Here is a 12,053-nt window from a genome sequence, read left to right on the forward strand (position 1 = left end):
AAAAGTGTGTAAGCGTAAACATAGCTGAGTACGAGGCATTAATTAGTGAATGGCCAGTTATCCAACATATTCAACTCAACCATGGCATCCTCTGCCTTGTCTGCTGCCTATGAGCTAGGTCTAATAGAAGCATTAGAAAAGCAACAGACTGTAGACATTGCAACATTTTGCCAAGATAAGGATTTACACCAACCGTCCCTAGTAGCAATTATCTCTGCTCTTTGCTGCTTCGACATCTGCCACATTGAGAATAATCAATCTACCGTAAAACCGGGAGCATCATTTGCAGAAGCTTACCAATACAAGGGATACTTTCTATGGTTGATTCGGGGCTATGGATATCTCTTGCAAAATTTAGCCTCCATTACACAAAACAAAAATCGGCATGATGATTTTATCAACCGCGATGGCCGATACATCGCCTTATCCGGACGCGACTATGGACAACAGTTTGTTGATAGCTACTTTGAGCAATTGTTGTCAGAAGTTCCTTATCAATTTGTTGCAGACCTTGGCTGCGGGAGTGGAGCTAAATTAATCAATATCGTCACCAATAATCCTACCGTTCGAGGAATTGGTATTGATATTAATCCAGGGGCTGTGACTACAGCACGAATAGCAGTGGATGATTTTCACCTACAGGACAAGGTGAAAATCATAGAAGCTGATATTAGCCAGTTAGACAGGCAATCAAATTTTGAAGAGGTTGATACTGTATTTTCCTTCTTTAACGGGCATGATCTGTGGCCCTATGATAAGTGTTCAAAGTTCCTAACAAATCTCCACACAGCCTTTCCCAACATTAAGCGGTTTCTTCTGTGCGACACCTATCGCTCAGATACGATTCCCTCAGCTAATGTACCTATTTTCACGTTAGGATTTGAATTTACCCATGGCATCATGGGGCAATATATTCCATCACTAACTGAGTGGTTAGATTTATTCGCAGAATCCGGTTGGCAATGTGTAGAACACAGAGAAATCGGGATACCATTCAGTACTATTTTTGATTTACGTCCTAGTCAGGACTAATGCAATTTTGAACAATTAATGGAAAATTTGACTAATCCGCATATTAAGGAATTAATGCCCAGGGTCGCTGCGTCCAGTAGATCCGGCCCTGGTATTTATCTAGATTGCAATGAGCTGCCATATCCTCCCTCTCCTAAGGTTGTTCAGGCAATTGTAGAGGCCATCCCTAGACTTAATCGGTATCCAGACACCTTAGGGGGCTCTCTAAGAAAGGCATTAGCAAATTACGCTGGTGTAGCTGAGCAAAAAGTAATTATCGGGAATGGTTCAGACGACTTAATTGAGCTGATTATCAAAGTTTTTATTGCTCCCGGCGAAGAAGTTGTTATTCTTGACCCAACATTTCCGATTTACGCCTTATCGACACGGGTTATGGATGGTCACCCTGTTATTTTTAGAAGGATGACTGATTTTGGCATAGACTTTCAATACATCATTGAGAATATTACTAGTACAACAAAGGCTATTTTTATCGCCAACCCTAACAATCCTACGGGCAGCTTAGTGGCTCGTCAGGATCTGATGCATCTGATTGAGAATGTAGATTGTTTAGTGGTCATTGATGAGTGTTACTATGAATTCTCTCAAGAAACGATAGCTGATTTAGTTGATGTTTATGAAAATTTGCTAATTCTCCGTAGTTTTTCAAAGAGTTTTGGACTAGCTGGACTGAGATTAGGTTATAGCATTGCCAATAAAAACATAATTGATTATCTCTACCGTGCCACTCAGATTTATCCAATCAATTCATTAGCATTAGTTGCAGGCGCTGCAGCCTTGGGTGACTGGGAGTACATCAGCTCAAAAGTCAGACAAGTTTGCCAGGAAAGAGACCTACTTCGGGAGAAGATGGAACAAATGGGTTTTATTGTCTCTCCTTCTACAGCCAATTTTCTCTTTGTTAACACTAAGCCTTTAGGAATTACCTCCACTAATCTATCTCGGATACTGCGTGAGCAAAATATATGGGTCAGAGATTTTGGAGGAAAATTAGGGTTAGATAATTATTATTTTAGAACAGCCATCGGTACACCTGCTGAAAATCAGAAATTGCAGGCTGCTTTGAATGAATTGCTCAATAATCATGCCTAATAAAATGGTCATAACCGCCCCCTATATAGAGAAAAACAGTCTAATAGACTGACCAAAAGATTGCTGCTGTTGAACATGAGGATGCCTGACTGCAGACGTTCACTGAGAATGCATGCAAAAGTTAGAGCCCGTTATATATTTTCATAAGAAAAATCAGAAAGCACGATTGAAACGATGAATGTGGGGTTGAAGATCGGTAGCAGTAACAGTCAAACTATGGGCCTGGGCAATCGATTCCCAATCACCGTCAAATAAGGGTTCAGACGCTAAAATAACGCCCTCTGACTGACGCAACAGGTAAAACGACGGAGCCTGAGCTTGATTGTCAAAGCGAGCTGCCACCAACTTTTCCCCATCGCTGATCACAATCACACCGGATACTCGAACATCATGTTTATTAGCCAAAGATTGAATCATGTCAAGGGCCTGTTCTAAAGCTCCTAATAGCTCTAACTGAGGATCAAGCTCTAGCAGGTGGGTAATCAGGGCAAAGATATGCTCGGAATCTGTAAGGCCGTAGATATTTTGATAAGCAACATCGCCAATCAGATCACGCATGGGGCGATAAAGCGTCTGTCGAAACTTATCGATCCAACCGTTATGTACAAATAGAAGTTGACCATGGCGAAACGGCTGACAGTTACTAAAATCCAGGGGCAAACCTGGTGTAGCACTGCGAATATTCGCAACCAAAGACCGGGCCTGAATGTAACGACACAGGTGAGGTAGATTGGCGTCATTCCAAATGGGCAACACATTACGATAGACATAGGGCTCGGCTGTCCTGTCATCAGGATGATGCCAACCCATGCCAAATCCATCGGCATTCAGCAAAGCTATCTGTAGTTCTTTGGGCTGATAGCCCTGAGCCACTAAGGAATGCTCTGGTTTCAGAATCAGGTTCTCCAAAGGGAGAGGAGCGCCTAAATAGGCAAGTAAACGACACATAGAGGACACATATTAGTGCGAAAGTTTATCAATATCTGGCATTGCTGATCTTCGCAAGGCTCTAAGCTACAAAGTCTCGACAAATAGCAGGTATGCCAGAACGATGCATGCCACGCAATCAGCAATGAAAATTCCCTAGTTTGTCAGAGAGAGGGCAGCCGTAGCTAATAGTCCCCAGCCAATAATCAGGGCCAATCCTCCCAACGGGGTAATCGCTCCCAAAATTTTAATGCCAGATAAACTCAGGCCATAGAGGCTACCTGAGAAGATCACAATACCGACAATAAATGCCCAACTAGCGGATCCCAGCCAGCTATTATTCGGAAGTTGTAGCCATAGAAGTCCCACCAAGAGCAACGCCAGGGAATGATACATCTGGTAGCGCGTGCCTAGTTCAAACGTGGCTAACGCTTTTTCAGTTAGCTGCTCTTTGAGTGCATGAGCCCCAAAGGCACCGCCTGCAACAGATAGGCCCCCTAAGATAGATGCGATCGCAAGACACAGACGAGCAGTCATAGTGTAACCAAAAGAACGAACTTCTCCAGAGTAAACAATGCTCTGTCATTCTGCCTTAGAGATGACTAATTAAATCACAATCGGTTGTTCTGTCTCAGCAAGACTTCAACCTGCATTAGTCAGTTACACGGAGGGGACATTGCCTAGCTTCAAAGCCTGGTCAAAGAAAAAAGCAACAAAGACATCCCTCGGCTCCTCAGAGATACCGCCTCCTTTTTCCCTGACATCAGCCGTGATCATGACCTTCAACCATACAACTACCGCTGTTTAACTTCTTCATCTTCTCAATTTGGACTGGCATCACTCTATGGAAGTCTTACCCAAAGCAACATTAGCACTTGCATTACTGCCAATTGTGAGTAGTGGCATTGCGATTGCAGACAACGTTCCACTGCTAGCCCAGAGCATTGTGCCCACAGCTCCGACAACCCAGATCACCATTTCAGATCAGGACGTCATTGACATTAGCGGAGGTACTCCAGCAGCAAACAATATCTTCCACAGCTTTGAGCAATTCAATCTAGCCCCAGGCCAAACTGCTAATTTTATTACCCCTCTTAACACCGATGCCGTCATCGGACAGGTGATCGGTGGCAATACCTCCACCATTGACGGCCTCTTGCAACTCACAGGTAGTCACGCTGACCTTTACCTAGTCAATCCCGCCGGACTGATCTTTGGCCCCAACGCCCGCCTGGATCTCCGGGGATCTTTTACAGCCACTACGGCCACTCATATCGGGAATGACACCGAGTGGTTCAACGTCCTCAGCAATCCTGACTACAGCACCTTAGTCACTGCACCTAGTAATTTTGGCTTTAGTCGTTCTAGCAGCGTCATCAACCATGGGCAATTGACTGTGCCAGAAGGAGCAAGTATACGCTTTCTCGCTCCTCAAGTGACTAATACTGGCACTCTCACCGCTCCAGATGGGAAAGTCACACTTTTCACAGCAGAACGCGACCAAACCATACGTATTGGACAGAGCGGCAGCTTACTTAGCCTAGAAATCACCGCCCAGAATGGGACATCAGACTCTCTACCAGCCATGATTACAGGGGGTCATATACACCACAGCAACAGCCTGGTCATCAGTAATGATGGGGAAATGGCCCTAGTGACTAGTGAGATCCCGACAGAGGCTCAACAGTCGTTTAATCTGAGTAATTCTGGCAATATCTCTACCGCAGGCATGACAGGGGGCGAAATTCATCTTTTAGGTGATACGATCCAGATAACCGATAGCACCCTAGATGCTTCCGGTCAGACTCAAGGTGGGTCAATTCGCATTGGCGGAGATTTTCAGGGAAAAGGCTCCTTACCCCGTGCATCCCAAACAATCATTACCGACACTGCTAGGTTGAGCGCTGATACGATTCAGGGGAATGGCGGCGAAGTCATCGTCTGGTCTGATGGCTCTACTCTTTTTAGTGGAAGCATTTCAGCACAATCAGCTACAGGTAACGGAGGTCTGGTCGAAACCTCGGGCCTTCATCACTTGAGCATTGGCAACACAGCAACCGTTAACACCATGGCACCCCATGGAAACAGCGGCCTATGGTTACTAGATCCGACTAATCTAACCCTCGTAGACACCAACCTTGTCACAGAGCCCGTCTTCAAGGATATTAACGAGGCGCTTAACAGTCCCACAGACAATAGCCTACTCAGCATCTCAACGGTTACCACTGCCTTAGACTCAACCAACATCACCTTACAAGCTGCTGACTCTATCACCATTGCCTCCCCTGTTGATGCCAGCAGCAATAACACTGACAACAATTTATTGATCGATACGACCACTCTCAATCTTGATGCACCCATTACCCTGACAGATGAGGGCAAGCTCTCGGGTACAGCAACAACAGTAAATGTAGGAGCAAATGGCAGCATCCAAAATGGCATCGATGCTGTTGCCGAAGGAGGCAACGTCAACCTAGCCGCGACCACCTATCGTGAAGGCAATACGATCACTCTGGATCGTAGCCTTATACTAAGAGGCCAAGGTCAAGACAGCACGCTTATTAGTGGCGATGCCAACAACGATGGCAAGGGCAATCATCAAGTCCTCAGCATTAGCAACAGTGGGGACAATATTAATCTCACGAATCTCACCATTCAAGACGGTCTCAGCTCATCCGATGGTGCTGGACTTAGCAATGATGGCAAAAATACAACCATCAGCGATGTAACGTTTAGCAATAATCAAGTGACTGGTACCTCACAGGACGGTGGCGCTATTCACAACCGAGGTTCGCTCAGTATATCCAATGCAGTGTTTGACAATAATCTTACTGGCTCTGACGGTGGCGCAATTGATATCCAGGAGGGCACAGTGGTGATTACCAACAGTACATTCACCAACAATCAAGCAGGAACCCATGGCGGGGCCATCGACGTTGACCCCAATGGCAAGCTTAAAGTTTCTAATACTAACTTTTCTCTTAATGCTGCCGGAACAGATGGTGGAGCTATCTACAGTGAAGGAGCAATCATCATTGATACGGTCAACTTTACTAACAATAATGCTAGCGAGACTGGCGGGGCAGTTTTTCTCAATGGTGATAGCGAGATTATAGCAAGTTCATTTTTCAACAATATGGCGCAACAGGGTGGCGGGATCACCAATCAAGGAGAGTTGAACTTACTGAAAAGTATCATTACCAGCAATCAGTCTACAGGCATAAGAACAGATGATGGTGGAGGCGGTATTTATAACACATCGGGAGGTAATCTGACGATTGACACCAGTCTGATTAACAACAATATATCAGCAGCAACAGGAGGCGGCATTCTCAATTTTGCTGATAAGAATGAAACAATGGTGACAATTTCAAATAGCTCTATTGTTGGCAATCAGTCTTCCTCATTGGGCGGTGGCATTGCCATTGCTAGTCAACATTCTTTTTCCAATTTGTCGCAGTTAAACGTTATCAACAGCACCATTTCAGGCAATCAAGCACTGACTGGTGGAGGCATTCATACGATTGGCCCTACTAGTCTAACTAATGTCACTATCGCAGAGAACATCGCTATTAGCTCAGGCGGCGGCGTCTCTGATAACACAGCTACAGCCACCGAACCATCTTTGATTAACACGATTGTAGCAGTCAACAGTGCCCCCCTAAACCCTGACGTAGAAGGGAATTTTAGGGATCAAGGCAATAACCTAATTGGCATCAATGAAGGCAGTAATAGCTTCTCAGTCAGTGCACTAGTGGGCACGATCAGTAAACCTATCAATGCAGGCCTGGACTCCCTCAAAAGTGTGGGCAGCGATCTCCCTGCACATCAGCTCCTAAGCAATAGCCTAGCCGCAAATGCTGGCAATAACGCAGTCGCCACTACTAGCGATCAAAATGGGCAGCCCAGAATTATCGGTAACACTATTGATATTGGAGCTGTCGAAAGTAATATTCTTCCTACAGACCCCATCACTCCCGCTCCAACTAGCCCTCTACCTGCACAACAGCCTGTTCTCCCATCATCTTCACAGCAGTCTCAGCCAGGCAATACCCTGCCAAATAGTCTGATAAACCTGACTGATGCAGTGGTTTTAATTCAAGAAGAGAAGACTGTCCAGCAGTTAAGCTTCAATTCAGAGCAAGTCAGTGTCACCATGCCAAATGGCCGTCTACGCTACTTCGATGAAGAGGCATTTCAATATTTAGAAGAAACTTTCAGCAAAGACTTTGAAAAGTACTGGCAGCTGCCACAAACGCAACCAGTCAGCTTAGAAACTGTTCAACAAACATTGCAACAAGCAAGTAATCACCATCAAACTCAGTCAGCTGTGATTTATGCGGTCTATGTGCCTTCCACCGAATCAACTGAGAATGCCTTAGACCAATTTGTACTACCTCGGACTAAAAGTGACCCCAAACCCGAGGATCAACTACTACTAATTTTAGTTCCCCCCACAGGCAAACCCATACAACATCTAATCGATGTTTCACGCACTGAACTAACCCAGCAAGCAAAATTATTCCGGCTAGCGGTCTCGGATCCTGAAGATTCAGAGAGCTACCGTGCCCTAGCACGCCAGATGTATGGTTGGTTGTTGGCACCTCTGCAACCAGATCTAGCTAAGCATCAGATCGACCATGTGATGTACTCACTCGACCAGGGACTACGAGCGATTCCTCTAGCTGCGATGATGCAAGAGAATTCTTTTGTGATCGAACAGTATGGTATATCAATGATTCCTAGCATAGGCCTAACACAGCCACAGTTTGAGCATATGCCCGCTAGACAACGTTCTCTGATCGCAGGGGCTAATTATTTTCAAGCTTTTGAAGAGCTGCCAGCCGTTACAACTGAGTTAGAGATTGTTGCCCAAAATACCCAAGCCACTGATGTACTCATCAATGAAACCTTTACACTGGATAACTTTCTGGCCCTACAAGCATCTCAGCAATATGACCTACTGCACCTAGCAACCCATGCTGAATTTAATGCAGGTAATTTAGAGCAATCGTTTATTCAGTTTTGGGATTCTCCACTAACATTTAACAGAATGCGGGACCTGAGTTGGTCCGAGCTAGAGCTATTGATTTTAAGTGCCTGTGGCACTGCCCTCAGTAGCCCTGAAGCTGAATTAGGATTCACAGGATTAGCCGCAGGAGCAGGGATTGAAACAGCCATGGGTAGCCTGTGGAACGTCTCAGACATAGGTACTCTAGCCTTGATGGCGGAGTTTTATTCCCAGCTCCCCGCAACGCCTTTACGTTTCCATACCTTGCAAAAAGCGCAACTCTCCTTGATTCAAGGTAATACTCACATCAAAAACAATATATTGAACACATCCCAGAGTGCGATAGAGCTACCCACTGACTGGTCCTTACCCTCCACAGCAAAGTTTACCCATCCCTTTTACTGGTCAGGATTCACGATGGTTGGCAACCCTTGGGATTAAGACTCAAGCCTACATGCCGCCAACAATTGATCTGCCCAAGTTGTTTAATATCATGGAGACTTTACGGGGTCTAGATATCTATCTGCTCAGATTTTAAGTATTCTTTACCCACCTTAGAGTAACAAAAGATACCCTGTAGACAGATGACACTACCCAGTATGGACTATCAGCATATGGACGACCGTCAAGTCCTCAAAACAAGCTGAGTTCATATATACGTTCTCTTTCCCTAACATGCAACAATTGATGACCGGCCTCAAGTCAGCCTATCTCCTGTCGTCAGCGATATTGGCAGGCTGTATTACGTTAAGCCTGATTACGCCTGGCTTTGCAGGCGAAAGAATTCGCTGGACTCCTGACGCTGAACGAGGCAGTATCGGCTCTACCCTATCAGGTGGCAGACGGGGTCAAGAAGCAGTGAGTTGCAATGCATCCGAGGACACGGCTCGCTTATCTCTCATCGTGCCAGGAGATCGCTCACGACTCTTGACAACAGTCACTAATCCCACCCTGACATGGCATGTGGCCACTGTTGTCCCTGTCTCTATGACGTTTCATTTTTCAGATCCTACCCTAGCAAATCCGATCTATACTCAAAATCTTGAAATAGCAAAAACTAGCACCATTAGCATAACCTTGCCAAAGGAAACCTTGACCACTGGCAAAAAATATCGCTGGACCGTTTTACTCTCGTGTCCTGATGAACCGCAAACCGAAATTTCTGCACGGAGCTTCGTCGAACGTGTAGACAGGGAATCATTGGATATAAATAATCTATCTAGCCTAGAGCAGGCAAGCGTCTATGCCAATCAAGGCATTTGGTACGACGCTATCGCTGCCCTGCTTGAAGCCAGAAGTCAGGGGGTAACGAATGCTGAAACTATGGTGCAAACTCTTTTGGAACAGGGACAAAGCCAAGCAGAGGTAAACCTATCAACGGTGGTTCATCTGTAAACCTAGTTGGGTAATCACCGTATCACTCCAGCAGTGTAATCACGATCTCATACGGATAGTAGCCCTTTGTGCAAACAGACAACATTGGAGATGTCTGGAGAGAACTCTGGCATACCCTTAGAAACAATAATGGTTTTGTAGTGCTTGCCAGTTTATTGGCAGCCAGCAGTATTTTGGTCTTACGGGCGTTGAGCAGTTTCCAGCTGCTGGAGCTACGCGCGTTTGACAAAATGATCACCCTACGACCTACGGAATCCAGTGAGTCAAGATTAGTCATTGTCGGCATTACAGATGCTGATCTAGATACCTATCTAGGCACTTCATCTGTGAGCGATCAGACCATGGCTAATTTGATTCGCAAAATTCAGAACTACCAACCACGGGTAATTGGACTCGATTTTTATCGGAATTTACCGAACAGTCCTGGTACTAATGATTTGAAAAGGATTTTTGAACACAGCCCTAATCTTATCGGTATTGAAAAAGTTATTGGAGATGAAGCTGGCAACTCTATTCCTGGCAACAACATTTTGAAAACAGCGGATCAACTTGCTGCTAGCGATATTATTGTCGATGCCGATGGTCGAGTGAGACGAGGAATCTTATTTCCTGCTGCAAACACTCCCAGAATTCTTGAAGGGTTTGGTTTACGCCTCGCCTTAGACTATTTAGCTAAAGAAAATCTGGCAATCACCCCTGAACCAGACGCATCGGTATTAACACTAAATCAAATTGAATTTCCTCCCATTGAAAGTCATACAGGAGGGTATGTTGCTACTGATGCACGGGGCTATCAGATATTACTCAACCTACGTCAACAGGAACATACATTTAAAATTGTCTCGTTAAAGCAAGTATTAGACGATCAAATCCCGCCTGAATTGATGCGCGATCGCATCGTCCTCATTGGCAGCATGGCATTAAGTCGTGCCGATATTTTTTACACAGCTAATCGTCACACCAAGGGCGAGCTCCCCATTAAGTTTGGAGTCGAAATCCACGGTGAAATTACCAGCCAGATTATCAGTAGTGTCCTGGATGGACGTCCGCTGATTTACCCATGGCCTGCATGGGCGGAAAGCCTCCTGATCATCAGCTTTGCCATCATTGGCGGATATTTAACCCAACGAGCCACTAAGCTTTGGCAACGACTGACATTCATCCCTGGCACCAGTCTCTTGGTGTTTAGTGGTAGCTATGGAGCACTTAGTTTGATGGGATTATGGCTACCAGTAGTGCCCATGCTCCTGGGACTATGGTTCGCCTCAGGCCTAACCGGAGCACACCGAACGACCCAACTGCAGGTGCTCTCTGGCAAAGATAAACTAACAGGATTAGCAAATCGCCGCACATTTGATGAAAGTCTCCAACAAATGTGGTTTAAAGCATTGCGATCGCAACAGCCCTTGGCTCTCATTATGGGTGATGTCGACCACTTCAAAAAATATAACGATACCTATGGCCATCCTCAAGGAGATGAATGCCTCAGACGTGTCGCTCACGCGATCCGTACAACAGTAAGAGTGAAGGATGCTTTAAGTGCCCGTTATGGCGGTGAAGAATTTGTGGTAATGCTGCCTAATACCTCGGCCACTGAAGGAATTGCGATCGCCAACGCAATTCGCACCAAACTCAACTCCTACAGCTTGCCACACTCCACATCTCAAACAGCAGCCCATGTCACCATGAGTCTCGGAATCACTAGCTTTATCCCAAGACTAGAGATTCCTCCCAGTGCCTTAACCGAGATGGCTGACTTAGGCTTATACACTGCCAAAAAGGCAGGCCGCAATCAAGTCCAAATTCATCAACCCGATACCCTCGACCAACTTGTTTAATGTATGGAAATCAAAACATCCTAGGCTGAGACTTTCACAGCTTCAAGCAAGCGAGAAAAGTAAAACTGTGACGCTGTAAATTCTTTGCGATTCACTTCCCAACCATTGGCTTTCAAAGCCTTACGCACCTCAGCTTCGCTATGTAAATAAGCACGAGTTGCTTTACTAGGACCAGGGAAAAATTCACCAATGCGCTTAAGCAATGTATAGAAAGGATTTTTGGGTGCAAAACTCAAAATCAAGCGTTCTTCAGCCAGTGAACTCAGATGAGCAATCATGTCACCGGCTTTATCCTGGGGATAGTGAATCAGGACATCCAAACAAATCACGGTGTGATAACGACCATCCAACGTTTCTAAATCCTGAGCATCAAATGTGGGAGCAGCCTCAGGTGGTAATAATTCTTTAGCTCGAAAACTGGCCTCTTCAACCATTTTTTCAGAAATATCACTGGCAGATACCTTAGCCCCCATAGTTGCTAGAGGAATACTCAAACTACCTACCCCACAGCCAGCATCACAAACGGTCAAGCCCTCAGCATTATCATCCTGCTTGAACCAATAGAGCACATGATCAACCGTTTGCTGATGCCCTTCACGGATATCTCGCTGCACCTTATTAACTTGACCATCACCATAAATACGACTCCAACGATCGAAACCTTGGGCGTTGAAATAATCACGAACAATGGTCTTATCGTCAGTTGCACTCGCCATAAGATTGGTCAGAAAGAAGTAATAGTGTTGATCTACCGTCAG

At 45.4% G+C, this 12,053-nt stretch carries 8 protein-coding genes; 5 read left to right on the forward strand and 3 right to left on the reverse strand.

What is annotated here, in order from left to right; genetic code table 11:
* Positions 1 to 81 precede the first annotated feature (81 nt).
* Complete coding sequence (locus IXB50_RS02600; RefSeq protein WP_215607366.1) at positions 82 to 1,032, forward strand: class I SAM-dependent methyltransferase; 951 nt, start codon at positions 82 to 84, stop codon at positions 1,030 to 1,032.
* A gap of 18 nt (positions 1,033 to 1,050) precedes the next feature.
* Positions 1,051 to 2,124, forward strand: a complete 1,074-nt coding sequence (gene hisC / locus IXB50_RS02605) for a histidinol-phosphate transaminase (protein WP_215607367.1) — start codon at positions 1,051 to 1,053, stop codon at positions 2,122 to 2,124.
* Between the two features lie 153 nt (positions 2,125 to 2,277).
* On the opposite strand, the gene egtC is transcribed toward hisC, so the two are convergent.
* Both egtC and IXB50_RS02615 read right to left on the reverse strand, forming a co-directional pair.
* Entirely contained in the window at positions 2,278 to 3,072 is a 795-nt protein-coding gene (gene egtC, locus IXB50_RS02610; RefSeq protein WP_215607368.1) for an ergothioneine biosynthesis protein EgtC, read from the reverse strand.
* A 135-nt stretch (positions 3,073 to 3,207) separates the two neighbouring features.
* Positions 3,208 to 3,588: a DUF423 domain-containing protein gene (locus IXB50_RS02615; RefSeq protein WP_215607369.1), complete on the reverse strand. Its 381-nt coding sequence runs from the start codon at positions 3,586 to 3,588 to the stop codon at positions 3,208 to 3,210.
* 307 nt (positions 3,589 to 3,895) lie between these two features.
* Between IXB50_RS02615 and IXB50_RS02620 the strand changes: the two genes are divergently transcribed.
* From IXB50_RS02620 to IXB50_RS02630, 3 genes are all read left to right on the forward strand, one after another.
* Complete coding sequence (locus IXB50_RS02620; protein ID WP_215607370.1) at positions 3,896 to 8,503, forward strand: CHAT domain-containing protein; 4,608 nt, start codon at positions 3,896 to 3,898, stop codon at positions 8,501 to 8,503.
* Between the two features lie 234 nt (positions 8,504 to 8,737).
* Entirely contained in the window at positions 8,738 to 9,457 is a 720-nt protein-coding gene (locus IXB50_RS02625; protein WP_215607371.1) for a DUF928 domain-containing protein, read from the forward strand.
* A gap of 68 nt (positions 9,458 to 9,525) precedes the next feature.
* Positions 9,526 to 11,295: a CHASE2 domain-containing protein gene (locus tag IXB50_RS02630; RefSeq protein WP_215607372.1), complete on the forward strand. Its 1,770-nt coding sequence runs from the start codon at positions 9,526 to 9,528 to the stop codon at positions 11,293 to 11,295.
* Between the two features lie 20 nt (positions 11,296 to 11,315).
* Here the strand turns inward: IXB50_RS02630 and bchM are convergent, their stop codons facing one another.
* Complete coding sequence (bchM, locus tag IXB50_RS02635; protein WP_215607373.1) at positions 11,316 to 12,011, reverse strand: magnesium protoporphyrin IX methyltransferase; 696 nt, start codon at positions 12,009 to 12,011, stop codon at positions 11,316 to 11,318.
* Positions 12,012 to 12,053: the final 42 nt, after the last annotated feature.

The organism is Leptothoe spongobia TAU-MAC 1115 (genome assembly GCF_018739885.1).
GTDB lineage: Bacteria > Cyanobacteriota > Cyanobacteriia > Phormidesmidales > Phormidesmidaceae > Leptothoe > Leptothoe spongobia.

Bases quoted from the DNA above. Each gene is read 5' to 3' on its own strand.
- IXB50_RS02600 (WP_215607366.1), top strand. From the start codon at position 82: ATGGCATCCTCTGCCTTGTCTGCTGCCTATGAGCTAGGTCTAATAGAA.
- hisC (WP_215607367.1), top strand. From the start codon at position 1,051: ATGGAAAATTTGACTAATCCGCATATTAAGGAATTAATGCCCAGGGTC.
- egtC (WP_215607368.1), bottom strand. From the start codon at position 3,072: ATGTGTCGTTTACTTGCCTATTTAGGCGCTCCTCTCCCTTTGGAGAAC.
- IXB50_RS02615 (WP_215607369.1), bottom strand. From the start codon at position 3,588: ATGACTGCTCGTCTGTGTCTTGCGATCGCATCTATCTTAGGGGGCCTA.
- IXB50_RS02620 (WP_215607370.1), top strand. From the start codon at position 3,896: ATGGAAGTCTTACCCAAAGCAACATTAGCACTTGCATTACTGCCAATT.
- IXB50_RS02625 (WP_215607371.1), top strand. From the start codon at position 8,738: ATGCAACAATTGATGACCGGCCTCAAGTCAGCCTATCTCCTGTCGTCA.
- bchM (WP_215607373.1), bottom strand. From the start codon at position 12,011: ATGGCGAGTGCAACTGACGATAAGACCATTGTTCGTGATTATTTCAAC.